At 49.9% G+C, this 23,649-nt stretch carries 23 protein-coding genes; 9 read left to right on the top strand and 14 right to left on the bottom strand.

The annotated features are described in order from the left end of the window. Window positions 1-11: 11 nt before the first annotated feature. Both KZZ10_RS10210 and KZZ10_RS10205 read left to right on the top strand, forming a co-directional pair. The gene (locus KZZ10_RS10210) at window positions 12-839 is read left to right on the top strand and encodes a class I SAM-dependent methyltransferase (RefSeq protein WP_259661411.1); all 828 of its coding nucleotides are present in this window, start codon (window positions 12-14) and stop codon (window positions 837-839) included. A gap of 37 nt (window positions 840-876) precedes the next feature. Continuing rightward, window positions 877-1,908, top strand: coding sequence for a glycosyltransferase (locus tag KZZ10_RS10205; RefSeq protein ID WP_259661410.1), 1,032 nt, complete (start codon window positions 877-879; stop codon window positions 1,906-1,908). 66 nt (window positions 1,909-1,974) lie between these two features. Here the strand turns inward: KZZ10_RS10205 and KZZ10_RS10200 are convergent, their stop codons facing one another. The 3 genes from KZZ10_RS10200 to KZZ10_RS10190 form a co-directional block, all read right to left on the bottom strand. Then, window positions 1,975-3,978, bottom strand: a complete 2,004-nt coding sequence (locus KZZ10_RS10200; RefSeq protein ID WP_259661409.1) for a capsule polysaccharide biogenesis protein — start codon at window positions 3,976-3,978, stop codon at window positions 1,975-1,977. Beyond that, on the bottom strand, window positions 3,975-4,184 hold the full coding sequence (locus KZZ10_RS10195; RefSeq protein ID WP_259661408.1) for a hypothetical protein: 210 nt from the start codon (window positions 4,182-4,184) through the stop codon (window positions 3,975-3,977). The genes KZZ10_RS10200 and KZZ10_RS10195 overlap by 4 nt, the downstream gene beginning before the upstream one ends. Window positions 4,185-4,324: 140 nt before the next feature. Further along, window positions 4,325-5,068 carry an NYN domain-containing protein gene (locus KZZ10_RS10190; RefSeq protein ID WP_259661407.1) on the bottom strand — a complete coding sequence of 248 codons (744 nt, stop codon included), beginning with the start codon at window positions 5,066-5,068 and terminating at the stop codon, window positions 4,325-4,327. Between the two features lie 210 nt (window positions 5,069-5,278). Here KZZ10_RS10190 and KZZ10_RS10185 point away from each other — a divergent pair, with 210 nt between their 5' ends. Continuing rightward, on the top strand, window positions 5,279-5,689 hold the full coding sequence (locus tag KZZ10_RS10185) for a helix-turn-helix domain-containing protein (RefSeq protein ID WP_259661406.1): 411 nt from the start codon (window positions 5,279-5,281) through the stop codon (window positions 5,687-5,689). A gap of 68 nt (window positions 5,690-5,757) precedes the next feature. Here the strand turns inward: KZZ10_RS10185 and KZZ10_RS10180 are convergent, their stop codons facing one another. The 4 genes from KZZ10_RS10180 to KZZ10_RS10165 all read right to left on the bottom strand — a co-directional run bounded on the left by KZZ10_RS10180 (window position 5,758) and on the right by KZZ10_RS10165 (window position 9,332). After that, window positions 5,758-7,005 (bottom strand): type II toxin-antitoxin system HipA family toxin, encoded by a 1,248-nt coding sequence (locus tag KZZ10_RS10180; RefSeq protein WP_259661405.1) that lies wholly within the window; start codon window positions 7,003-7,005, stop codon window positions 5,758-5,760. Then, window positions 7,002-7,364, bottom strand: a complete 363-nt coding sequence (locus tag KZZ10_RS10175; protein WP_259661404.1) for a helix-turn-helix domain-containing protein — start codon at window positions 7,362-7,364, stop codon at window positions 7,002-7,004. The genes KZZ10_RS10180 and KZZ10_RS10175 overlap by 4 nt, the downstream gene beginning before the upstream one ends. 112 nt (window positions 7,365-7,476) lie before the next feature. Continuing rightward, entirely contained in the window at window positions 7,477-8,229 is a 753-nt protein-coding gene (locus KZZ10_RS10170; protein ID WP_259661403.1) for a DUF2306 domain-containing protein, read from the bottom strand. Window positions 8,230-8,231: 2 nt separating this feature from the next. After that, window positions 8,232-9,332: an MBL fold metallo-hydrolase gene (locus KZZ10_RS10165; RefSeq protein WP_259661402.1), complete on the bottom strand. Its 1,101-nt coding sequence runs from the start codon at window positions 9,330-9,332 to the stop codon at window positions 8,232-8,234. Window positions 9,333-9,483: 151 nt separating this feature from the next. Between KZZ10_RS10165 and KZZ10_RS15435 the strand changes: the two genes are divergently transcribed. The 3 genes from KZZ10_RS15435 to KZZ10_RS10145 all read left to right on the top strand — a co-directional run bounded on the left by KZZ10_RS15435 (window position 9,484) and on the right by KZZ10_RS10145 (window position 13,365). Continuing rightward, on the top strand, window positions 9,484-12,186 hold the full coding sequence (locus KZZ10_RS15435) for an autotransporter family protein (protein WP_311133553.1): 2,703 nt from the start codon (window positions 9,484-9,486) through the stop codon (window positions 12,184-12,186). Between the two features lie 80 nt (window positions 12,187-12,266). Beyond that, the gene (locus tag KZZ10_RS10150; RefSeq protein WP_259661401.1) at window positions 12,267-12,662 is read left to right on the top strand and encodes an MbcA/ParS/Xre antitoxin family protein; all 396 of its coding nucleotides are present in this window, start codon (window positions 12,267-12,269) and stop codon (window positions 12,660-12,662) included. Continuing rightward, a complete protein-coding gene (locus tag KZZ10_RS10145) occupies window positions 12,652-13,365 on the top strand; it encodes an RES family NAD+ phosphorylase (protein ID WP_259661400.1) in 714 nt (237 codons plus the stop codon). The genes KZZ10_RS10150 and KZZ10_RS10145 overlap by 11 nt, the downstream gene beginning before the upstream one ends. Here KZZ10_RS10145 and KZZ10_RS10140 read toward each other — a convergent pair. Together KZZ10_RS10140 and KZZ10_RS10135 are read right to left on the bottom strand one after the other, a co-directional pair. Continuing rightward, complete coding sequence (locus tag KZZ10_RS10140; protein ID WP_259661399.1) at window positions 13,334-14,275, bottom strand: glycosyltransferase family protein; 942 nt, start codon at window positions 14,273-14,275, stop codon at window positions 13,334-13,336. The two genes, KZZ10_RS10145 and KZZ10_RS10140, sit on opposite strands and share 32 nt — an antisense overlap. Window positions 14,276-14,279: 4 nt before the next feature. Next, complete coding sequence (locus tag KZZ10_RS10135; protein ID WP_259661398.1) at window positions 14,280-15,521, bottom strand: phytanoyl-CoA dioxygenase family protein; 1,242 nt, start codon at window positions 15,519-15,521, stop codon at window positions 14,280-14,282. A 501-nt stretch (window positions 15,522-16,022) separates the two neighbouring features. Here KZZ10_RS10135 and KZZ10_RS10125 point away from each other — a divergent pair. The 3 genes from KZZ10_RS10125 (at window position 16,023) to KZZ10_RS10115 (ending at window position 18,830) form a co-directional block, all read left to right on the top strand. Continuing rightward, window positions 16,023-16,442 (top strand): HVO_A0114 family putative DNA-binding protein, encoded by a 420-nt coding sequence (locus KZZ10_RS10125; protein ID WP_259661396.1) that lies wholly within the window; start codon window positions 16,023-16,025, stop codon window positions 16,440-16,442. Window positions 16,443-16,535: 93 nt separating this feature from the next. Next, window positions 16,536-17,606, top strand: coding sequence for a TauD/TfdA family dioxygenase (locus tag KZZ10_RS10120; protein WP_259661395.1), 1,071 nt, complete (start codon window positions 16,536-16,538; stop codon window positions 17,604-17,606). A 90-nt stretch (window positions 17,607-17,696) separates the two neighbouring features. Further along, window positions 17,697-18,830, top strand: coding sequence for an ATP-binding protein (locus KZZ10_RS10115; RefSeq protein WP_259661394.1), 1,134 nt, complete (start codon window positions 17,697-17,699; stop codon window positions 18,828-18,830). Window positions 18,831-18,843: 13 nt separating this feature from the next. Here KZZ10_RS10115 and KZZ10_RS10110 read toward each other — a convergent pair whose 3' ends face one another. Genes KZZ10_RS10110 through KZZ10_RS10090 form a run of 5 tightly spaced genes read right to left on the bottom strand, consistent with a single transcriptional unit; the run spans window position 18,844 to window position 23,636 of the window. Beyond that, window positions 18,844-19,839, bottom strand: coding sequence for a Bug family tripartite tricarboxylate transporter substrate binding protein (locus KZZ10_RS10110; RefSeq protein WP_259661393.1), 996 nt, complete (start codon window positions 19,837-19,839; stop codon window positions 18,844-18,846). Between the two features lie 13 nt (window positions 19,840-19,852). Beyond that, a complete protein-coding gene (locus tag KZZ10_RS10105) occupies window positions 19,853-20,200 on the bottom strand; it encodes an FKBP-type peptidyl-prolyl cis-trans isomerase (protein WP_259661392.1) in 348 nt (115 codons plus the stop codon). Window positions 20,201-20,228: 28 nt separating this feature from the next. Then, window positions 20,229-21,344, bottom strand: a complete 1,116-nt coding sequence (gene lptF, locus KZZ10_RS10100) for an LPS export ABC transporter permease LptF (protein ID WP_259661391.1) — start codon at window positions 21,342-21,344, stop codon at window positions 20,229-20,231. 34 nt (window positions 21,345-21,378) lie between these two features. Then, window positions 21,379-22,329 carry an aldo/keto reductase gene (locus tag KZZ10_RS10095; protein ID WP_259661390.1) on the bottom strand — a complete coding sequence of 317 codons (951 nt, stop codon included), beginning with the start codon at window positions 22,327-22,329 and terminating at the stop codon, window positions 21,379-21,381. Continuing rightward, on the bottom strand, window positions 22,326-23,636 hold the full coding sequence (locus KZZ10_RS10090; protein ID WP_259661389.1) for an NTP/NDP exchange transporter: 1,311 nt from the start codon (window positions 23,634-23,636) through the stop codon (window positions 22,326-22,328). The genes KZZ10_RS10095 and KZZ10_RS10090 overlap by 4 nt, the downstream gene beginning before the upstream one ends. Window positions 23,637-23,649: the final 13 nt, after the last annotated feature.

Raw genomic sequence — 23,649 nt, 5'->3', positions numbered from 1 at the left:
TCTAAGTAGATATGAACTCAAATCATATTATTAACCTATTATCATTGCTTACACCGAGAGATATACTAGATTTTAAAAAGATAAGAATCGGTGCGCCTAACGATGGCGGATATGTAGTTTTGGACAAGCTAAATCCGACTCAGAAAATTTTCAGTTATGGGTTGTCGTGGAATCTTGCTTTCGATTATGACCTCGCGCAACGCGGCCATAATGTCTACATGTTTGACCACACTATCGAAAGTCTGACTGTGCAGCATCCTTATTTTCACTGGGCGAAGGAAGGGATTTCAACTGAAACTGACGTCTTGGGTCCAATGTCCACGTTAGAAGATCATTTAAGTAAATTCGCTGCACAAGAAAAAAACATAATTTTAAAAATGGATATAGAAGGTGTGGAGTGGAAGGTATTAGAGAAGGCTCCGCTGGAAACACTTTTATGCGCTGAGCAAATTATTTTAGAACTACATGACTTTAGAAAAATTAAAGAAGAAGCTTGGTACGCAAGTGCATATACTGCTTTGAAGAAGCTGACGGACAATTTCTTGTTATTTCATGTTCATGCTAATAACTGCGCCCCAATTGTATTGGTTGATAACATTGCAGTTGCCGATGTGCTTGAGGTGTCTTTCGTTAGAAAAGACCTGGTAACTAGCACCCAGTCGCAGACATTTTATCCGACACATCTAGATGCGCCCAATAATGTGGATGCGCCTGATTTAGCATTATTGTTTTACCCGTTTTTGCCAACAAGCAGTGATAGTGCGTCATTTTTGATTAAAAATATTTTTTATCGATTGAACATGCAGTTAGAATATAGAAGGTTAATCAACGAGAAATAACCGCAGTAAGTCCGTTGTCATTAATTTTGGAATTTTTTTGAATAAAAAAATCAATAATATTTTAATAATCTCGGTTCATCCCGTTCTCGAATTCGATGAAATAAAAATATTTGAATCCCTAGGCTATAACGTTTTTAGTTGCGGATTTTATCTAGATCGCAATTCGGATAATGAACTTCGACCTAGACTGCAGGGGAGCGCTTGGCATGCAAAGTGCTTGCAGGACTTTGGTCATTTTGGATGCAGCAGGGACTCAGAGAAAGGTTGGCTAATCACTGAGGAATTTATAGCGCATTTTGATTTGATTGTCGTGCATCATGATTACCAGTTCTTACAGAATAACTGGAGTCAAATCCAAGACAAGAGGGTGATTTGGCGATCGATTGGCCAAGGTATTCATTGGACAGAAAACGCCATGAAGGATTTTCGAGATCAAGGTGTGAGTATTGTTAGATGGTCGCCTGTCGAGAGTCAAATTGCTGACTACATCGGAGGCGATACAGTTATTCGCGCTGCGAAGGATTGCACAGAGTGGTCTAACTGGAACGGTAAGATAAAAAGGATCATTACATTTAATAATAATTTTTACGATCGCGGCGATCAGTTAAATTTTGGGTTTCATCAATTATGTGTTGATAGTCAACCTTTTGATTTATATGGTGTCGGTAACGACGGGATACCAAACTGGAGAGGAGTTTTAAAGTACGAGGAGCAGCTTCAGGCGCTAAGGGATTATCGGGCAGTTTTTATGACTGGAAGTCGGCCAGCCCCGTATACCTTAAGTTTTATCGAGGCATGGATGACTGGTACACCTGTCATCCATGTGGGCAGGGATAAATTTTGTGGTGCTGCCGCTGGTGAGTTTGAGATTGACGATTTTATTGTTAACGGCGTGAACGGTTTTTTAGTTGAAACCGTCAAAGAGGCCAAGGAAGTTTTTCAACTGATCTTAAATGATGATCACTTGGCGATGTCGATTTCAATAAACGGGCGCAGAGATGCGATTTCTCTATTTGATTTTCAAGTTGCCAAGTCAAGTTGGAAGGCATTTCTTGAAAATTTCAGTTAATCCAACGGGGAGCACCCTATCGCATTCCATTCGGCGTAGTGCAGCCCACGCTGTACGTGTCGAGCTTCACGTATAGCGATCAATCTGTTGGAAGATATAGGCTTTAACTTTCGTAAGAAGGTTTTCATCCCGATGTGGTTGCTGAAGTTTATGGACTGCTGCCTCTACCTGAACTAGCGACCTCTGCCTCAGTAGCCAATACCTAGGATACAAAATCAACGCAGCTGCGACCAGTTCGTCTAGGCTGCGTTTTCTTTTTCTGCGCTCGATTTGAGTATGGTCGTGGGTAAGTCCCCAACCGGCATAAAAGGGGCAGCCGTAGGTGACGACGGGCACTTCTCGCAGTAGTGCTTCAAAGCCACTGAGCGAGGTGATGACGTGGACTTCATCGACTTTATTTAGTATGGCGTCTAAGCTTGTGTCTGCCACGATGCTGTTGCAATACAGCTTAGCTTTGTCTTCTTGCACACCTTGTTTGCGAAGCTTCGCGACGACATCTGGGTGGGGCTTGTATACAAGAAAGGCGCCGGGGTTGAGTTTGCGCACTTGTTGTAGCAATTCAATATTTGTGCGAATCGTTGTTGCGCCTTTGGCGATGGATGCATCGGTCTCAACTTGCCCGATAACCAAAAGCACCTTTTGTGCTGTACTGGGTCGGTACCAATCCTTCTTGCTGTTAAGGTTGTATTTGGTGATGCCGGTACTTACGATTTGCTCGCGCAGCTTCTTGGCGCGCGCGAGTAACTCGGGCGTGGGCTCAAAGGTTTGCAGAATGTTTTCAAGGTCAGACGGTTGCGTCGCGTCATAGTAGATACCAGAGCTATCCATCACCCACGACAGAGGGCGTGCGTAGGCTGCTCCCAGCCCTACGGAACGTATAAAGCCATCTTCTATACGCAATACTTTTAGATCGGTTCGGGTAACGGGTCGACTACCCCAAACGGCAAGTGTCGCACCTGCTGGCACTGAGGCTTCTTTAGATACAAACTTGATGTCGCTACCCGACAAGAACCTACGCACGTTCGGGCGTTTGTTCCAAGAAAAATCCAACCCATATACGGTTGGCGCAAACTGCTGGCGCAGTGCGCGTTGCCGCTCCATCCAAGCAATCAATTCTTCAACGCTACAAGGCGCCGAGGTCTCAGGATCGCGGTAGCGCGGATACGCAATTAAGGCTGCATAGGCTAATTGTGTAAGACTAATCGCACGCCTGCGTGCTATGCCTTCTGTTGTTGGGGGAGGGAGGCGGTCTTTGGTCAAGCCCCAGCCAGCATAAAACGGCATACCGAATACATGAACGGTCTTACCCCATAGCAAGGCTTCGAACCCAAGTTGTGAGGTGACGGTATAGACGGTTTCTGCCTGTTCGATCAAAGATACGGGATGGCAGTCGTGTGGCCAGACTTGAATCCTGGGCTCGCTTTGAAGCTTTGTTAAATCAAAAAATCCCTTCTTATGGCCCGCCAGTACTTCCGGATGCGTTTTTATCAGAATGGTTTTGTTGGGATGTTCCGCTAAGGCGGCGGCAAGCATGGTTTCAAAGCTGCTTGCATCTGCCTGCCCTAGGGTGACAGAGGCATCCCCGAGCGTTTGATCAACGACAAGTATGTAGGGGATGGGTAAGGGATGATCTGTTTCTCGTAAGTGGTTGTATTTAGAGACGCGTGCTTCTCGCCATAAGGCGATGAGTGCTGTGGCACGCTCTTGCTCCCTGGGGGTGATCTCTACCTTGGCTAGCTGCTCGAGCCTTGAGGGTTGACTCGCGTCGTAATAAATCCCGATGTCATCGATCACAACAGATAAAGGCGGGTCATCCTTGCCCAGGCCAATCGATCGCAAAAAACCGTCTTCGATGGCGACGTAGGGTAGGTTCTTTTCTTTTGCATAGGCGCGCGCACGATCTGCGGTAGGCTTGTGTCCCCAGCCGGCGACTGCATCAATGGGTTCTTTAAAGTGCCCAAAGCTTTGAGGGATGAGTTTTGCGTCAAGCAAAGTTTCAATGTCGGCAATCTTTGCGATCGCTCGAGAAAACACCCCAAGCTTTTTGTACGAGTGATGGCGCGCACTCATGTTATTTGATAGCGCCGGTTTTCTTGTAGACCGTGCAAGGTGTAGTGAATCAAGGGGTCTACCGTCAGTTGCTCTGGCGGTGGAATCAGACAGCTTTGCGGATAGGTGCTGATACCCAGGCGTGCAGATAAAAACTGCGTAACCCGCTCTTCAAGAGCGCGGTCACCGGGATAAGAGTTACCAGCGAGATAAACCGCTTTGACCAAGGTCCGCTCTAGAAAGGATGGTGGTTTTAGTTGTAGAAAGTATAACTGCTTGGGGGGCGAGTTACGGGGGGGTGGCGCCAGCTGTGCGCAGTCGTTGGGGAATTACTAGTGGCTTGGCCGCTTATAAATGGTCGAAAGACTTACCAGCTATTTGGCTTGGTAATTGTTGTTCCAAGTATTCGGCTTGGAAGCTGTGACTGCGCTAGATCACCAGGCAGGACGTTGAGCTGCTGATGTGCCCATTTTGTTAGTACAGCAAGTGGTTTTCGGATCGGCCCACCGGGAGTCAGAAGTAAAATTTTTGCAGTTTTCTGTCGTTTAACGATCGCCATAGACCTCGCGAGATCAGCGTCGTTGGAGACTACAACGGCACAATCAATTAGCTGTTTCCAAGAGTCGTTTAGAAGCTCTACAGCGAGATTAACGTCAGAGCCTTTCTCTTCGCTTTTAATGACCTCAACTGTGTTGTGCGGCGGAATTGAGAGCGGCATACGTACTTTTTTTGTACTGAAATGGCCTTCAATTATCTCGATTTTGTCATGGTACAGGGCGCGCAATGCTCTTATGTAAGCATCCTGGCGCGCAGGCGCGCTTAGGTCGCTAGGGAGCGGAGATACGCGTGCGGTGAAGTATTTGATTTTTGTCAGGTTACAGTCTTTTGGCAATGCTCTTTGAAAGTAGCTCCAGAGGTCTAGCCACTTGTAAGGAGTCTTTTTGAGACTGCCGTAGTAGAGATTAAATCCATCAATGTAGACCGTCGTGCGCAATATTGCCTCATACAAAAAAGCAAAGCCCCCTTGCGGGGGCCTGCACCTGAACATCAAAGTATTCAGGGAAGTAGTAGACGAAGTATAACTTTTATGGCGCTCTAAATCAATCGGCATGGACGTATGTAGTGCTCGCAAACAGCTACTTGATCTAGATGCGATGGTGCCGGACGTTACGAAAGGTGACAAGTGTTTGATTGTGTAAAAGGCGTGGATTTATTTAGGTCTATGGAACATAGTTCTAAGCGAGTCTTCTTTGCTGTCTTCGTTTAACACTGGGATCAAATCGGTGCGGATCACGTTATGTATCACTACACTGAGTGCGGATTGAAAAATGTCTGGCTTACAAACGGGTACCAAGTTTGTAAGTTTGATGGGGAAAAAGCGGTATCGATTACAGATGCAGAGCAACTTCACGAGGTCATCGGAAGGACGCTGGCTGCCAAGTCCACATTAAGTGCCGCCGAAATTCGCTTCCTGCGAAAGGAGCTTGGCCTATCTCAGAAGCGGCTGGCAGATTTATTGGGAAGCACTGAACAAACGGTGTCCTTATGGGAGCGCCGGGGTCGCATTCCCACAGGTTATGACCGATTGATACGATTGTTGTATTTGGAAAATATCGATGGCAATGTAAAGGTCCAGGAACTCATTGATCGTCTAATCGAGCTAGATGATCGTCAAAATGTAAAGTTAGTCTTATCTGATGATACTAGGGCCGGTTGGCGCTTGGCGGCATAGTGCTTGCTTTTGTACAAGAGTGGCTAACTAGTCAAAGTGGTGTCCGATTCATAACTGACTAAGCTAAATCAATTAATCTTCAACCAACCTAAGCGCTGTTGACGTAAAAATGGGCGATCTATCTGAGTTCTGAGTTGAATTAAATCTGATTCGGATACACCGTTATCTCTGAAGTGTGTTTCCCATCCGTCTACGCAACGTATAACCCGACTTATCTCCGCAAGAGCTTGGTCGTAGGTTAGACCAAAGAGGTTGTGTTCCGAGATGGCGTTTTCAAGAGTGGACTCGGTGCCAAGGGTACCAACGCGCATTTGTTGAAATCCGAGTGCCTGACCGGTTGGCAGGACATCGAAGGCTGGTGATAGGTGGTAACTTCCCGTGTCGTCCATCTGCACAACATGGTTCTTTTCGTGATCATCATTGTTATCGATCAGAATATTAAAAACCATCCGTCGGAAGAGTTCGCGCATGTCTTGTGTGGCTTGGCCAGTTCTGACTGAGCCCTTTCTTCTTAACCAAAGGGCGAGCGTAGGATAGCTCAAGTCTTCTGCGCAGGCACGCAACACGACTGCGGCAGAGAGGCTGTGAATTCGCTTATTCGCCACGCGATCAAAGCGTTTGACAGCGATTGCGTGACCTTTGCGTAGAGGTAACGCTTTTGTCTCTGCAACATTAATTCCGCAACTGCGCGCAAGAGTCATGGTGGCGTGTTCAATTAGAGGGGTGTCAGTTGACTCGCCTTCTTCTCGAAACTTAAGAACCCATTGCGTCCCCGCAAGATCGATGAGTGCCTTTGGCCGAGCACCGCCCATGCTGGCCCCCGGTTTGATTAGGCGCAACAAGTGTTCGTTTACAGGTGCACCAGCAAAAACCTCCGCGATGCTGGCTTCAATCGATCCAAGGTCGGGTAACTTTGGGAGTGGGCCCGTTATATGTGGCCGGTATGTGTTGTCGGAGACGGATACACCCAAGGCACCAAATCGGTTATCACCCGCAAAGTACAGGTACTCCATGACGGATAAGCGGACCGGCCGATCGAAGGCTCGGATGATGCGCTCGCCCCAGCGGTCTGGTCGCGCGTCGTCTACTGCTCCAGCGGCTGAGTCTTTCGTGGTGGGCAGAAATAGATGATCACGAAGCGGTAAGTCTTCACTCAGGGCAAAGCCGTGACGTAACCACGCGGAGTCATAGCGCAACCCAACACCACGCAGGCTCTGTGTGAATTGCAAACGCCCGATCAGTGCGGGATTCTCAGGTTCACCCAGCCACCAGAGGCTCATCTCATCTTGAGGTTGATACGGTGAGGCGACAGTCATGGGGTGGCCTTTGCGCGTAGTCGGCTTTCCAGAGAAACTGGCTTGCGGACAGATCTCTTTTTGGCGGCCTGCACGCTTAGATCGAGGGCTCCTAGATCAAACTCAGGTGCGGCCAGTGTGGCCAACTCATTAGAGCGGCCAATTAACCAAAGCGCAGTCGCATAGATACCTAATGCGACAGATGCGTCGCCTTGTTCCATGCGCATGAGGGTTGGTTCTGACACACCGATCCGCTCTGCCCACTGGCGACGAGATTCGCCACGACGCTTGCGTGCAATAACGAGATTCTCACCCAGTTCACGCAAATGAGCCTGAACCAACGGCGGCAACATAGTAAGTGCTTGTGGTTTCTTAGGCATATATAGATATTATCAAAATAATGATAAAAATAATATCTATGTTAGTTAAATTTTTTTTAAATTTCGGAGAGGTCGTTCTGAAAAATCGTTGTGACCCTCCCTCAGGGTCGCGTTATGCCACCCAAATCGCGACGCCCAAGAAAGTACCTAACAACAAAATCGGCTTGTAGTTGGCTTTAAATCTGTCGCAAGACAGATAAGAGGCACTCAAGATCAAAATGAGCAAGACGGTTCGAAAGATTGGACCAATCACCGCTGGTTCTTGATTTTGCATCAAAAAGGTGGTCGATAGGCCAGCCGCATAGAGCAATCCGACACATAGACGCGTGATCGCCGCGGCATTCAAACACATGAGGATTAAATACACGGCATCGATATGCCGCGTCTGGTCATGCGAGCGCGCGGCGCAGATGGCCTGAATAAAGCCCCAGAGAACCAACAGCGGAATCACGCCGAATAACAGTTGATTGGCGGGTGATTGAATCATTTGGCTATTGAGAATCAACGCAAACAACGCGAATATCGGTAAGCAAACAAAGGCGAGCGTTCGACCAAAGAGCTTATGAAAGCGCGCCTTTGCAGGCGACGGGCGCACAAAAAGCATGATCCCTAACTGGCAAAGTACCCCGCCGTACAACAAGAAGCTCGTTGCGGCATGCAAGGTAATGACCGTAGTGGAGTTAACTTCAAAAAAACCTAAATGAACTATTTTTTGAGGGATGAGCCAGCCTAGTTTTGGATATCCCCATACGCCGCGTTCGAAAAAATAACGCAAGGTATCAAAAAATGAAATTTGTGCCAGTACACCCAGACAGATAAAAAAGATCTGTGTTTTAGAAAATAACTGAATGATGTTTGTCGCCATACTTAGAACCGCGTGATGAGGTTTCTTAGGTTGAACTCATCCGAGTACGCAGGCATTGACACCACGTCGCCATCGACCCCAATTTTGATGGGACCGTTATAGAGTTTTTTGGCTTGGCCCATAAAGATGCCCTCCGCGCCTGGCAATTGCAGCGGGGGGGTGATGCCAGACAGCAGTAGGTATTTGACAGCTGCACGCGACGCAGTTTGAGCGGCCTCTTCCGGTGAGGTGTGCTGCGTCATGATCGTTGAAAAAAGGTCGGAAACATGTGTCAGGCCAGACTTAACGGCGCCATTCAAATACGCCTGCATCAACACTGGCGATAAGGCATCATGTACGAGCAGATCAACATTTTTCGCTCGCTCAACGATATTTGCGCTTTTGGAAATATCGCCGGTGATTAAAGCGCTGCGACCTTTATAACGAAAAATATAGCCAAGAGATTGCGCATTGCTGTCTGCGTTGACTTGAAAGGCCAAGACTTCTAGATCTTTTGTCTTAGAAATAGTCGCGACGTCGTCAGGCTTGTCAAAATGAATGGTGATGGGTCGGCCACCATAACTAACGTACGATAAATTTTTTGGATTCAAGGTGTCGAGCTTGAATCGGCTGTCAATGGCATACGCCAGATTCAAACTCGAGACAACATCTTCTACTCCCTTGGGACCTAAAACGGGCAAAGGGATGTCAGACTTTGCGAGTAACCAGTTCCAGTTCAATAACTGACCTAAACCGTTTATTTGATACGAGTGGAATGAAGTCAAAAAGATTGCTTTGACTTCGCCAGCGCCGAAATTCATGCTCTCAATGATTTGAGTGCTTTTATTGCCGGCACCGACCACGAAGAGTTGTTGCCCTGCGAGCACCAGTACACAAGGCTCACTGCGTTTTGGATCGACCAAAAACTGAGAGCCAGCGCCACACAGGGCGATGTGAAGACCATCAGGTAGGTAGGCTGCGTTGCTCACGGACAGCCGATGTCCAACGGCTACTTGGATAATTCGCTCGAGCAACGGTTGTCGATACGCATAAAGACTCGCACTCAGTGCAAGCAGCACGAGCGCGAAGATGAATAACTTAGAACGAAGAATTCGGGGAAGCATCGGCGATTTAAAGGGGTCTCTTGCTGTTTAACTAGCTATAGAAAGAGAGGTGGCAGTTCCATCACATGGTAGACTGAAAACGAATGAATGTTAGAGATCAATCTCAAACAAAGCATAGCAAAGCTTCTCTATAAGATCAGAAAAAATTTAGATGTTTGAGACGATTCCGCCATTACTGCGCCTTAGGCCCTCAAGCCTAGCCTGCCGTGCCTTGCGCAAGGTACACGCCCTGCTGTTTGTATTGAGCCTCTTCTTTCATGGGGTTTCATACGCTAACGGATGCGGCAATGTCATCGCGCCACTCACGGGTCCATGCACCAATAATGTAACAACAACCACCTTTAATGTGACAAGTGGCGGCACGATCTCTGGTGCTGCGGAAGGGATAGTGAATAACAGTCCTGGAGTGATCACAACCCTATCCAATGCAGGTTCAATTAGTGGTACGGCGTACGGCATAAAGAATAACAATGGCGCTAGCATCGGTACCCTGATCAATACTGGTACGATTACTGGCGGCACCGCGGGAATTTACAACGCGGGCACGATTACAACCATTAACAATAAGCAAGGTGCCAGTAGCAGTGCCTTGACCTACACCGGCGTTTTACCGGTGAATTACAACATCATCGTCGCTAGCACTAGCAATTACGGCAAATTGTCTGCGAGTTCGGTGACCAATGCTGCGGGCACCAGCGGACTGACCTTCGGGATTGATAGCAGTTCGGTGCTTACCAGTGAGCGTTACCTGAGTGTTTTGAGCGGCTTAACTTCTGCAAACATCACCAGCAGCAGTCTCTCGGGTAGTTACGGCGGCTACAACTGGTTGTTAGTGAATGCAACCGGATCGTCAACGATTTGGGATTTAGTCGTTAGTGTGCCAAGCACGGGGGCGGTGACGTTACCAGACATGGTTGCTGGCACGAGCGTTTGGCTGAGCAGCGTGGGCGTGAGCGTCAATCCAATATTCACGGGCGGTTCGTTACTTCTACAAAACGGTGATCGTTCAAGTATTAGCTTCAGTGTCACAAGCGCAGGCGGCACAATTGCCCATCCAACTTCTGGAAGCGCAACCTTATCTGGCGTGTTCTCTGGTGCTGGAGGCTTAACGTTTACGGGTAACGGCACCACAGTGATGACGGGCGCTAATACGTACGCAGGCGGCACAACTGTGGCATCGGGTACCTTGTCGATACAAGGTAGCTCTGCGACCGGTACGGGCCCTGTGTATGTCGCAAGTGGAGCTCAACTGATGGGTACAGGCACGATCCAGGGTGCGTTGACTGTCGCGGGTGTATTAAAGCCAGGGCAATCGCCCGGCTATCTAGCTACCAATGCGCCGGTGACTATGCAACAGGGCTCGGTCTTTCAGCAAGATATTGCTGGGGTACTGCAGTCGTCCGCGAGTTCACCCGCAGGGGCGAGTGGTTACTACGCTTATATGAATGTCCTAAGCGGCCAGTTTGTGATTGACTCTGGTGTAACGCTTAGGCCGACTCTTAGTAATCTCTTTAGTGCCTCTGAAAGTGGGTACGGCAGCGCGGTGTATGTGCCGCAATTGGGTGATCAATTTAGAATCATCACCGCTGCGCAAGCTATCTCTGGGCGGTTCACTACCATTGTCCAACCAGCTGAACTCGCCGCAGGTACCCAGCTACTTGCTTTTTACAATATGAGCAACAGCAATAGCGTAGATCTTTTTACAGCGCCGTTGTCTTATACGAATACGTTGGCGGACACAACACACAATATCAACGCAACAGCCGCAGTGCTTGATCGCCTGGTGAGCTTAAACCAAGCGGGTACCTCGAGCAGTCTGCAAGAACAGCTTCTGTATGCGACCGCTGGGGAACGAGCGGGAAGTCTGCAGGATTTTGTAAAGGGCTTGGCGGGCGAAGTGCATGCAGCCTCAGTAGCAGTGTTGCCACAAACGACGCAGAGGCTGCAACAGGGCTTGCTGGCTCGGCTTGGTGATTTGCCTTCGACGATACCCATGGGGTTGCCCAATGCTGGCCAGTCTGTGTCGGACGGCAAGCTGTGGGGTGAGGTCGCCTATCAGCGTGGGGATCGGACGAGCAATACTGGTGGTAGCGGTTATGGAAGCAACTTATATCAAATCGTGTTTGGTTCAGATCTCTATTCAGACGCACAGCAAAAAACTAAGCTCGGGGCAGGTATATCGTTAGCAAATACCTTGGTCTCAGCTAATGGAGGCAACAGCAACCTGCAACAGGGAGCACTCTTTGCCTACGGCAAGATGTCCCTGTTTGATGCGTACGTGCTTGACGGCGTTGCAAGCGTGGGCTTGAGCTCAACGGATTTGTCTCGAAGCGATGTGACGGGTTTGACGAGTGGCTTTAAAAGCAAAGCGGTGATAGGCAATGATGTGTTGCTTAGTCTCGGGTTAAGTCGAGACTTTTCGTATGAGGGCGTGGGTATTACGCCATACGTGCGGGTGACCTATCAGCAAGTGAATCAGAATGGCTATAACGAAGGCAGCGGCGCGGCCGCGCTTCAGCTTGATCGCTACACCGGCAACGGAGCGCGTGGGGCACTAGGTGTGGCACTCTCTTCCCCCAACAAAGACCCACTGCGCGACACCTACACCTATCGGGCGAACATCGCTGTGGGTGCAGATTCGCAAGGCTTATTGAATCCCACTATGAATGCGACGTTAGCAAGCCAATCTTTGGCAGTGACTACACCGACAGCGGGCGCAGTGTTCGTGCAAGTGGGCCTCTACGGCACGTTGCGCATTGAGGACAATATCTATGCTTATGCTGGGCTCGCAGGTGAAGTAAGAAGTGCGCAGACGTTATACGGTGGTCAGATAGGGATACGGATTCAGTTTTGATACTATAAAAACAAAAATTGTAACTTTTATACTAATCTGCTAAACTTAGGCCATCAGGAACTCAACCCAAGGAGTTAGCCATGGCTGCTGTGCTGGAGCGCGAAATCTTCGCGTCACAAGACCGTGGCGCGTTGGCGAAGATGGTAATGACATTGTTGGACCATTGGAAACTAAGTACAGAAGATCAGGCGGCCCTGTTGGGACTTGCAGCCACGAACCGCGCCGCGCTCTCTAATTACCGCAGCGGCAAGCCGATTGGCACGAGTCGTGATCAGTATGAACGAGTCGGCCACTTGCTCGGCATCCATAAAAACTTGAGATTGCTGTTTCCGCAGAATCGAGACCTTGCGTACAGTTGGATGACAACACGCAACAAGGCGTTTGATCATCGCACTCCAGTGGAAGTCGTTAAAGAATGGGGTTTTGCGGGGCTGCTCATGGTGCGCGGTTACTTGGATCGTGCGCGTGGTGTTTGATCGTTTGGCTTTAGTCGATGTCGATCAAGATATCGTCCGCAATGTTGTGTCTCTGCGTGTAGCACAAGATTTGTTTGATGACCTCAGCCAGAACCCAAACGATTGGGTGGTCGCGCACAGGGCAGAGCAAGACGTCAAACCTCCCTCGTATCGTTCAGCTACTCCGGTGATCGATCGTCCCTTTGAAGACACTGAGTGGTTCGGCGCGATTACTTGGCCTTTTAAAAACTGGCGTTCGAGTCGTTATTCGGATGGCTCTTACGGTGTCTGGTATGGCTCGGAGTCAGTCGAAACGACGGTCTATGAGACTGTCTACCATTGGCAGATAGGTTTGTTACGTGACGCGGGGTTTGAGCGCACGGGGGTTGTTGCTGAGCGAAAAGTTTACAAGGTGGCATGCGCCGCGGCGTTGCTAGATTTGCGAAAGCTTGTCGGGAGTGAACCTAATTTGCTACACCCCACTGACTACGCGTTGTGTCAGTCGGTGGGTGCCCGCGTCAACCGAGAAGGTCATCCTGGTCTGTTGACCCCATCTGTTCGCAGACCTAATGGCGAAAACGTCGCCATCTTCAATTCCAATGTTCTGTCTAATCCGCGCCATGACTGCCACCTGACCTATAGGCTCCAAGATAATCGGATTGTGGTGGAAAAAGATCCGGGACGTTCGTGGATCACAATACCCTTGGGTTCGAAAGAAAGGTGATTTTTTCTTTCGCATTTTGTACTAGTGCTTGCCGAATCGCTGGTGCCTCCGCAAGTTTCAAAATTGCGTCGACCCAAGACTGGGGCTCCATAGGGCAAAGCATGCCATTCTCTTCGTGCGCGATGAGGTGTTCCCACGGGCCTGGTTTTGCGTAGATGCCGACTGCGCCTGCTCGCGTAATGTCAAAAAACTTTGTATGCGACCGAGATGCGTTAAACGGGTGATCTAGCATCGGTGCAAGACCAATGTCGCGACCGGGAGTGGCTAAAAACGTTTGGTAGCTGGGCCATTTCATGGGATGCACGACAGTCACGCGGGGTATCGAACGATACAGTTGATTGACGGTGTGGTCTCCGATGATTTCAAAGCTGATACTTGGATTTGCGTCGATGCATTGTTCAATCACTGGCTTGAGCCATTCGATCTCATCACGGTGAGACGCACTCCCATGGTAGAAAACCCGACAAGCAGGGCTCGGGGCTTCGATGGGTTCTGGTTCGACGAGCGCGGGGTTGTGGCTCGCGTACTTGGCTTTTAGCCAAGGTGTCGACACCCAAAGACTCACCTTCATCTGTTGCAACCAGGCTCGATGGCGCGTAGCGTGTACGGCGAGTTTGTAGCGATATTTCCAGGGCAGACCGGTAGACGCTTGATAATCAAACAAGTCGTCGTCCATGAAATACACAAGCCGTGCCAGGGTTGAGCGCACCTGCGCGATGCGTTGCTTCCAGTTCGCTGGCACGTAGCGAACGAAGATGACACTTGAATAGGCGAGGTCTTGCTCTGACGGTAGATCTGCCCACGTACAGCGAATGACAGGATTCACTTCGTGTTTGAGCGCGGGCAGTACAAAGTAGTCAGTAGAAGGATTGGGGCCTTCTTCGACAATGTAGGTGCGACGTGCGACCAAGGGATCAGTTCCGGTAGCGACGGTTTTCTTGATGGCCGTGCAAGATGTAATGTCGCACGGGATCAAAGCCTGCCTGAATCACATCCGGGTTCAGTGCCTTATAGGCTTCAGCATCAAAGTCTATTGGTACGGAAATCTTGTACGGACGACCTTCAAGATAGCCGTGACGACAATAGTGTAGTGCTGGGTCTAGTCCAGCTTCTACGATGTCGGGATTGAGATGCGCGTAGGTTTGTGCATCAAAGTCAGGCGGCAGCGGAATTTCCGGCCACCGCGTGCGTTGCTTTGCACGCGCACTAAAGGGCATCAGTGTGTCGAGCAGGGCAGCGTAGGCTTTTTTAAAGCCACGTAGCGTCTGGTTGCCAGCCTGCTGCTGTCTCAGGCTCGGAACCTCGGAGCTTTTGACGCCCATTGCGATGTTGACCGGATCGCGGTGTGCAACCTTGCCCTCGATAAGATCTGAATGCATTGGGGTGTAATAGCGACACCCTTCAAAATAATAGTGCGTGACTTGCGACCAACGTGTTGAGCCAGCCCGCAAGATAGGTTCACCACCATGCAATAGATTCGCAGTCCAGATCAAAGCGTCACCCGCTTTGGCAGTGAACACTTGTTTGCGTAGGCGATGTGTCTCGATCAGCTTATTCCAGAGCGGTTCGTACACGTCTTGCTGGGTACGTTGTGACGGCGTGAAGCCTACCTGCCGGCTATCGTAAACGGGGAGGTTATGGCTGCCAGGGTAATAGCAGAGTGGTCCGCTATCTAACGTGACATCTTCGAGGGCGACCCATACGCCGCACATAAAGCGTTCGGGGAGCGAATGAAAATGAACCGCATCGCTGTGCACGGCTTGCTGACTGCCGCATTCAAAATTCAGTGTCTGAAAGGCAAACGCCTGCCGACCATACAGTTTGCTCAGTAGAGCGAGCATGCGTGGATCGGTAGCAAGTTGCTTGACCGTTTGGCTGTGTTTGAACGCATCTTGGATGCGGTTGGTAAAAACGCCTTGCTTAGCATCTTCGCCCGATTGCTGGCCTTGAGCAAACAAGGGCTGAAGGTCTTGCCGGATTTGTCGGGCTTGGTGCCCGATCTGGGCGAAGAAGTTCGGTAGGACGGCAAAGCCGTAAAGATTGAGATCTTGCGCAATGCTTTGCTGCGCATCGTCAAAATAATGCGACGCGATGAAGTCAGAAAAAAACGGAGACTCAATAATTGGAACGCCAGCAAGGATTGGACCATTCTGCATCGGACTTTGGCTTCCAGTAGTGGGGTAGATAGTTATAGATAGTATAACGACATGTCGATCTTGAGATCGACATTTGTATTTCTCGTGTAGCGTGGTTATGCGTATATGCGCCAGCGACTATTGGGTGGATCATTGGCTATTCGTCTTTTTACATCTTAAACAGTGATTCAGATGTGTTTTTGCAAATTACATCTGAGTATGGAATACTTCCCTTGGTTAAAAGTCGCACTAATAAAGTAGTAACCCTTCTTGAGCGTGAGAGATACGTTCCCAAAAGGAAAGCTGGAGGTGGGGTCTTAAGCTACGAGGTTTGGGGTTATTTAGAGGGCGAGCGAACGTTCGTCACGCGGTATAACCTCGCGTACATTAATAAACTGATTTATCAAGGTGACAATGGACGAGTGATCGGGTACGACAATGCTCACGATTACCATCATCGTCATTATTTTGGATATGTAGAGTCAGTCTCTTTCGTTAGCTACGAGGATACTGTGCGTCGTTTTGAATCAGATTGGCGCGAACTGGTTGCTTCAAGGAAATGAAATTATGGCAAAAGCTATCGTGCGAACAAGTACAGAGCAAGGTTTTTTTTCTCGGGCTAGGCAAGCTGCAAAGCGAGCGGATGCGGGACAAGTTTTTGAAAGAAAAATCACCTTGTCATTTGAGGATCCGAACGATTTGCTTGCAGTGATCTCTGCCGCTCGTCAAAAATTAATACTTGCAGTTGTAAAAAATGAGAAGTCGATATCTCAGTTGGTGGATATCTTGCAACGCGATCGAGTAGCAATAACAAAAGATATTTGTGCGCTAGAGAGAGCTGGGTTGTTAGTGTCGCAGCGTCGGCCAAATCCCGGGCATGGCATTCAAAAATATGTACGCGCAACGGCACCAAGAATTGAGTTGGTCACGGTAATTTCCTAATGTTGGGGTGCATGGAAGCGGTTTGCATCTGTTGTTCCCTGTTATCGCTGGTATAGAATGAATTGTCTAAATCGGCAGGTCAGGTAGAACACTATGCTTTCCTTACAACATCCTTCAAATTGGCGTACGGCTGATCTGCAGAACGATCAGCGCTGGATATTTAGGGTTGATGACGAGACGCGTCAAGAGATGGTGCGAACAGTTACCGCCATCGCTGATACCAATAAAACCTTGTTCGATTACAGTCCTGCGGATTTTGCTTGGAGCAAAACATTACAGACCTTGTCGGCTGCGCTAGAAGAGGTCAAGCGCGGGCGCGGAGTCGCTTTGATCAAAGGTCTGCCACGAGAAGAGCTCACTGCGCATCAGTTTGAGATTTTGACGTGGGGCTTGGGATTGCATTCAGGCGTGCCAAGACCACAAGGTAAAGAGACGCAATACATCTCTGCCGTACGTAATGCAGGAATGGATTACCGAACCGGTACGGGACGGGGCTATTCCTCGAATGCAGACCTAGACTTTCATACAGATTCGTCGGACATCATTTTTCTGAGCTGTTTTAACAAAGCGGTATCTGGCGGCAAGACAATTATCAGTAGCTCGATGGCTGGACACGACGTGATGGTGCGTGAATACCCAGACCAAGTTAAATGGTTGTACGAACCCATTGCGTTTAGTCGTCAAGGCGAGCAGGCGCCCGACGAGGGCCCTTATGTGGTGATGCCGATTTTTTCAGAATGCAAAGGCAAGTGGTTTGGCCGTTGGAACTGGAATCGCGTGCGCAGTGCGCAAAAAATTGAAGGTGCGCCACAGTTAAAGCCCGAGCAATTCGCCGCGTTGGAGCAATTCGATCAAGTGATGCGTCGCCCCGATGTCGCTTACGAGATGTGGCTTGAGCCCGGTGATGTGCAGATCATTAGCAGTCATGTGACGTTGCATTCGCGTACTGAGTTCGTGGATCATGAAGACCCAGCTAAAAAAAGATTGCTATACCGGCTTTGGATTGCGCCACCAGATAGCGATCAGATGCCTGAGTCTTGGCGAGACCTGTACCGAAGCTGTGAGCCCGGGACAGTCCGGGGTGGGATTCGTGGTTTTAAGCACGACGAGCGCTGTAAGCAGTTTGAGGCGCGTCAGGCTAAAGCCTGCGGAATGCGTGGGTAAGAGCGCTCTCAAGACTGGAATTTTCCGACTTTTATGAAGTAAATTGCAAAAAAGTCGCGACTTTTTTGCAATTCACATTAAAATAGTCGCATGAAGCGCTATCTTGATCAATTAGTACTGAAAGATCTCCATCGCAAGATGGTCATCGTCACTGGACCACGCCAGGTGGGTAAAACCACGCTCGCGAAACAGTGCATGCCGCAGTTTGACCGCTCACAGTATTTCAATTGGGATGTTGCTCAAGATCGTAGGATTTTGATTGATCAATCTTGGCGAAAAGACGCCGGACTATTGGTTTTAGATGAGATCCATAAGATGGATCTCTGGAAAAATTGGCTTAAAGGTGTCGTAGACGGTCGTCCTTCTTCGCAGGCACTGCTCGTCACCGGCAGTGCCCGAATGGATACATTTCGGCACACAGGTGAATCGCTGGCGGGACGTTTTTTTTCTTATCGATTGCATCCTTTCTCAGTTAGGGAGTGGTGCGCCGTGACTGGAGCAGAGCCCTCTCAGGCACTGTCGCATTTGATTGAGCGTGGTGGCTTCCCTGAACCGTGTACGGCGGATTCGGATGAAGATGCAAATAGATGGCGAGCTCAGTACTTAACAGGTCTTGTCCGTGATGACGTACTGGAGTTTTCTAGATTGCGTGAAGTTGGAGCGATGCGCCTATTCGTCGAGTTGTTGCGTGATAGAGTCGGCTCGCCTTTATCTTTGAACTCGATTGCGCGTGACCTGGCGATCTCGCCAGCGACCGTATCGACTTATCTGGAGATTCTACAGGCCCTCTTTATTGTCTTCACGATCCATCCTTGGCATAGAGATATTGCGAGAGCTCTGCTTAAGACGCCGAAAGTGTACTTTTATGACACGGGACTGGTCAGAGGAGACGAGGGTGTACGGCTAGAAAATGCGATGGCAACAATGCTTCAAAAGCATGCACATTTTTTGCAAGATAGCGCTGGCAGAGAAGTCGATTTGCACTATCTACGAACTAAAGACGGTGTTGAGGTCGATTTTGTTCTTAGTGAAAAACAAGAATTGACGCATCTGATCGAGTGCAAAGCGAGTGACGATCGGTTGCACAGCGCCTTAGCGCGTTTTGCAAAACAATTCCCTGACGCGACTGCAGTGCAGGCAGTGGGGCAGCTACGTCAACAACAAGAAAAGCAAGGGGTGCTTATTGTTGACGCAGCGTCTTGGCTTGCTGATTTAGCCGCTTAAAAAACTAAGCGTGTTACTCCAACGTAATCTTGGCTTCCTCAATAATCTTGGCCCAGCGCGTACGCTCGTCTGCTGCGTACTTGGTGAAGGCGGCTGAGGAGTCGCCAATCGTGACGGCGCCCTTGCTCAAGAACTCTTCTTTAAACTGAGGGTCGTTCAGGATTTTGACCGTCTCAGCGTTGAGCTTGGCGACGATGTCTGGTGGCGTGCCTTTTGGTGCGAACAAACCGAACCAGCCACTCACGTCAAACCCAGGTAAACCGGATTCAGCGAGGGTTGGAACGTCTGGTAAAAGTGCTGAACGCTTGGCCGACGTGACACCAAGTGCAGTCAGCTTGCCTGACTTGATTAATGACAGACAGACCGGCAAGTTACAGAACATCATTTCAACGCGCCCACCAATGATGTCATTAATGACGGGTGTCGTACCCTTGTAGGGAATGTGCACCATCTCTACGCCGGCCATCTTCTTATAGATCTCGCCTGCAAGGTGCATGCTGCCCCCTGCACCGCTTGAACCGTAATTAAAGCTCTTTTGCTTCTGTAGGGCGAGCAACTCTTTAATGTTCTTAGCCGGAACATGCGAGCCAACGACGAGCACATTCGGCACGCTGATTAGGTTAGTGATACCAACGTAATCACGCTGAGGATCGTATTTGATATTTTTGTGCAGCAACACGTTGATCGAGCCGATACTGGTTGCGCCCACTAACAATGTGTAGCCATCTGCAGGAGCAGAGGCCACGTAGGCTGCACCAATGTTGCCGTCAGCGCCCGCTTTGTTTTCTGCGACAACGGGTTGACCTAGCGCGATCGAAAGTTTGTTCGCGATCGTGCGCGTCAGGATGTCAGTGAGCGTGCCTGGTGCGAAGGGAGCGACGATTGTGATGGGTTTATTTGGGTAGTTGGCCGCGCTTTGTGCGTTCACCTGCGAAGTCGCAAACAACGTTAAAGCAGCGACGCTGCTCACTCCAATGGCACGTATCGTTGAAAAGATGTTTGGCTGCATAGTGGTCTCCGGATTAACTGATCGCGAGTAGTTCTACATCGAATACCAGTGTGGCGTTTGGTGGAATCACGCCGCCTGCACCACGTGCACCATAGCCCATTTCTGGAGGGATGATCAAGGTGCGTTTGCCACCGATCTTCATGCCGGCAACGCCTTCGTCCCAGCCCTTAATAACGTGGCCGGCACCCAACGGAAAATCAAAGGGATCACCGCGATCTACCGAGCTATCAAATTTAGCGCCTTTGTTACCTGCTGCAGTTGCGTCGTGCAACCAGCCGGTGTAATGGACAGAAACGTGTTGACCTGCTGCCGCTTCGGCACCATTGCCGAGTGTGATATCGATTTTTTGAAGTCCGCTCATGAGATTTCCTTATTTACTTTTTAGAGGATTAAGCTGGTGCCACTGTAGGCGGTTTAGGAGTTTTTACGCGCAGCCGATGCCATAACAATACAAGGGTGCAGGCAGCAAAGATGGCATGCACGAGCCAGACCCCCACGACGAAGGACAGTTTGCTGTGGATGATCCAGCCTTGCGAGAGGTTAATCAGGTTCAGGTAAAGCATGGCGACCAAGCCAGCGATTAATAGATCGCCAGAGCGTCCGATCCGCGGATTGACTGCGCCCAAAGGAATGGCCATTAGCGCCAGGTTCAAGGCGGCCATGGGCACAGCCACACGCCACATCAACTGTGCGGAGGAGCTGGGCACGCGGTCACTAATCAACCATGGTGTGGGCCTTGAACGTCGACTATTTAAGGTGTCTTCGCGCGCTTTTTTGAGCGACGCCTCGCCATCTTTGCTTTCTATACGTGCGCCAAACGACTCAAATTCTGCAATCCGCACTTCAGGTGTGCCGAGTTTGAAGTCATAGCGATGTCCTTCACCAAGCACTAGGAACTTATCACCGTTGTCTTGCATTACGGTGTCGGCCGAATTCGAGGTGATTAGGCTGAACCAATCAGGATCAATCAGTCGCATGAATACCTGACCGAGCGGACCGTCCGGCGTTGCAGGACCTTCAACAAAAAATACGCGTGATCCCTTTTCTGTCTCGAGAAACTGACCGGGAGTGACTTTGGAGAGATCGGAACGCAATTCATAACGGGCTCGATATTCACCGATCTGACGGTTCGCCCAGGGCGTGCCATAAAGCGTTAAGAAGGCAATCAAAAACGCGACGGGAATGGCTACGCGCAGTACGGGATTAATCCAGTTAAGCAGGGATAATCCGCTTGAAAACCACACCACCATTTCGGATTCGCGGTAGTTGCGTGTGACGGTGGTAAGCACGCCAATAAAAAGCGATACGGCAAGAATAACGGGCAAGGCTGCAATGGTTGTAAAGGCGGCCAGTCCCACAACGACATCTGCACCGATGCGTCCTGCAGCCGCTTCGCCTAGCAGTCGAACAAGCACGACGCTCAGCCAGATCACGATTAGCGTCGAAAGGACGACGCTTGTGTGATTGGTGATTTCGGAGACGACGGAACGTTTAAATAAAGACATTAGGTTGGAGAATTTAGCACAATGCGCTGCAGTCTCAGGCGTTTGGTAGGCTATTGATATGGTCCATCATGCGTTTGCGCATTGCCTCATCGGGAAGACGACCGATCCCTCCGCCAATGTTATCCACCATATTTGCAACGCGGCTGGTGGCTGGTGTGATGCATGTCACCGTTGGATGACTCGCAACGAATTTTAGAAAGAATTGTGCCCAGGTGGTGGCATCAAACTCTTTGGCCCACTCAGGGACTTGTTGTCCTTTTACGCGAGCCCAGAGCCGAGCGCGACCAAAGGGTGCATAAACGAGAACTGCGATACCGCGCTCTTTGGCTAGGGGCAAAATGGTTTTTTCTGCGAACAGATCATCAATCGCGTAGTTAGTACCAATGAAATCCACCTGTTGCGTGCGCATCGTTTCGATGAGCTCGGCATACTGGTTTTCAAACGTAGTCGTGATACCGAGGTAGCGTATACGACCTTGTTGCTTAGCTTCCCGTAGGATTGGCAATTGGGTCGCAATATCTCCCATGTTGTGGACTTGGACTAAGTCAATAACGGGGCGGCCAATGCGTTTAAAAGATGTCTCAAGCTGTTTGCGTGCTGCGTCGGCGTCGGCTTTGCCACCGCGCGGGGCAACATTGAGCTTTGTGGCCCAAAATAGTGTCTTGTTGATACCGAGTTCTTGTGCGATTTTCCCTGCGACTTCTTCGGAGGCACCATAACTCGGGGCCGTATCAAAAAGCTTTCCCCCTAGTTCAGTCATTTTAGCGAGCACGGCTTTAAGCGCATCGTGATCTTCCGAGCGTGCGACTTGTGCAAATGTTGCCGAACTGCCTAGACCAATAATCGGTAGGCGCTCGCCGGTTGTTGGGATAGCGCGCGTAATCAGTTGCCCCCTGCCGGATAGGGACTGTGCCCAAGACTGAGGGAGTGCAGCAGCACCTGCTGTGGCGACTGCAGTTTGCAGCCACGTGCGTCGATTCATCATTTTTCGTTCCTGCGTCGATTAAGAAAGTGGTGTTTTGGTGATGAGCCAAGCCAGAGTCCGAGCGCCATCCAAAGAACAGCAAGTGGAACGGCGAACCAAGCCAGTCCAGCAAGGCCCATGCCTAGACTCTTTAGTAAGCCCTCAGTTTGAGCGCCAAGAGCATCTCCGCCCCGGTAAACAAAGGTATCGATAAAGGCTTTCGCTTTGTAGCGTTCTTCGCGCGCCGTATTGGTAAAGAGGGTCTCACGCGCTGGTCGCATCACTCCGCGCTGGACTGCTTTGAAGCTAGCCTCGGCTGCAATGAGTGCGGCCAGTGACCCAATAACTGCGAGGCCCACGAATCCGAATATGACGGTCAGTGGTAGAAGCGCCATGGTGAAGGCAATGCCGAAGCGTTTGATTAAATGGCTAGTCAGAAAACCTTGCAAGATGAAGGTCGCCACTTGTGTATAGAAATCGATACGAGCGAACGTCTCGGTGCGGGTGTCGGTGTCGAGTGCTAAGGCAGCCACCATTTGTAAGCGTGTGAAATACAGCAGCGTTGCGACGACTGCAAGGATGAGCACGTAAGCTGAGATGCCCAGCAGAAAAGGTGAGCGAAGCACGGCGCCCAGGCCCGCCCAAGCGTTGCCCCCGATTGGGTTGTTTAACGCCGAATCGATTTGCGTGTCTGACGTTGTTGTCGTTTCGTGGCTGTGCAGGGACTTCCGCAGCGTTGACATCCACCAGGTACAAAGTGTTGCGAGTACTAAAAAGCCAGCGGCCACGAGCAGTAAGCTTGCGGTCCCATAGGGTTTGGCAAGTTGACTCGCTAGCCAAGGGCCGAAGATCGCACCGAGTGTCCCACCAAGAGAAATTGCGCCAAATAACCGCTCGCTCTGATCTTTGGTAAAGCTGTCAGTCATCAGCGCCCAAAACAGCATGGTGGCAAATAAATTAAAGACGCTAAACCAAACGTAAAACACTTGGCCACTAATTTGGCCAACATGCGTAGGGCTCAAGACTAGCAATAAATAGAAAACTAGTAGGCCAGTTGCAAAAAAAAGATAAGTTGTTGAAATAAATACTTGCCGCTTGAAGCGACTGACTAGCCAGCCAAAAATGGGATTGACTAATAGTGTGACAAACAACGTCCCAAAGAAGAGCCAGCGGATCGCTTCAATACCGCGTTGCATGCCAAGCGCTTCGCGAGCGGGACGCACCACCATCAAGGCACTGAGGACAAAAAAGAAAAATAGCCCAGCCACAAGCGTCCGAGATAGTTCATCGCGGCGTACATTGGTGAAGGTTTGCAGCAAGGAGGCCATGCGAACGCCTAGA

Source organism: Zwartia hollandica, from assembly GCF_019923725.1.
GTDB lineage: Bacteria > Pseudomonadota > Gammaproteobacteria > Burkholderiales > Burkholderiaceae_B > Zwartia > Zwartia hollandica.
This window is presented reverse-complemented; position numbering and strand designations above follow the sequence as displayed.

What these genes read in the sequence shown, in the direction of transcription:
- KZZ10_RS10200 (WP_259661409.1), bottom strand. Translation starts at nt 3,978, where the DNA reads ATGAGTGCGCGCCATCACTCGTACAAAAAGCTTGGGGTGTTTTCTCGA.
- KZZ10_RS10090 (WP_259661389.1), bottom strand. Translation starts at nt 23,636, where the DNA reads ATGGCCTCCTTGCTGCAAACCTTCACCAATGTACGCCGCGATGAACTA.
- KZZ10_RS10150 (WP_259661401.1), top strand. Translation starts at nt 12,267, where the DNA reads ATGGCTGCTGTGCTGGAGCGCGAAATCTTCGCGTCACAAGACCGTGGC.
- KZZ10_RS10170 (WP_259661403.1), bottom strand. Translation starts at nt 8,229, where the DNA reads ATGGCGACAAACATCATTCAGTTATTTTCTAAAACACAGATCTTTTTT.
- KZZ10_RS10190 (WP_259661407.1), bottom strand. Translation starts at nt 5,068, where the DNA reads ATGCCGATTGATTTAGAGCGCCATAAAAGTTATACTTCGTCTACTACT.
- KZZ10_RS10115 (WP_259661394.1), top strand. Translation starts at nt 17,697, where the DNA reads ATGAAGCGCTATCTTGATCAATTAGTACTGAAAGATCTCCATCGCAAG.
- KZZ10_RS10180 (WP_259661405.1), bottom strand. Translation starts at nt 7,005, where the DNA reads ATGACTGTCGCCTCACCGTATCAACCTCAAGATGAGATGAGCCTCTGG.
- KZZ10_RS10135 (WP_259661398.1), bottom strand. Translation starts at nt 15,521, where the DNA reads ATGCAGAATGGTCCAATCCTTGCTGGCGTTCCAATTATTGAGTCTCCG.
- KZZ10_RS10105 (WP_259661392.1), bottom strand. Translation starts at nt 20,200, where the DNA reads ATGAGCGGACTTCAAAAAATCGATATCACACTCGGCAATGGTGCCGAA.
- KZZ10_RS10110 (WP_259661393.1), bottom strand. Translation starts at nt 19,839, where the DNA reads ATGCAGCCAAACATCTTTTCAACGATACGTGCCATTGGAGTGAGCAGC.
- KZZ10_RS10095 (WP_259661390.1), bottom strand. Translation starts at nt 22,329, where the DNA reads ATGATGAATCGACGCACGTGGCTGCAAACTGCAGTCGCCACAGCAGGT.
- KZZ10_RS10175 (WP_259661404.1), bottom strand. Translation starts at nt 7,364, where the DNA reads ATGCCTAAGAAACCACAAGCACTTACTATGTTGCCGCCGTTGGTTCAG.
- KZZ10_RS10165 (WP_259661402.1), bottom strand. Translation starts at nt 9,332, where the DNA reads ATGCTTCCCCGAATTCTTCGTTCTAAGTTATTCATCTTCGCGCTCGTG.
- KZZ10_RS15435 (WP_311133553.1), top strand. Translation starts at nt 9,484, where the DNA reads ATGTTTGAGACGATTCCGCCATTACTGCGCCTTAGGCCCTCAAGCCTA.
- KZZ10_RS10120 (WP_259661395.1), top strand. Translation starts at nt 16,536, where the DNA reads ATGCTTTCCTTACAACATCCTTCAAATTGGCGTACGGCTGATCTGCAG.
- lptF (WP_259661391.1), bottom strand. Translation starts at nt 21,344, where the DNA reads ATGTCTTTATTTAAACGTTCCGTCGTCTCCGAAATCACCAATCACACA.
- KZZ10_RS10210 (WP_259661411.1), top strand. Translation starts at nt 12, where the DNA reads ATGAACTCAAATCATATTATTAACCTATTATCATTGCTTACACCGAGA.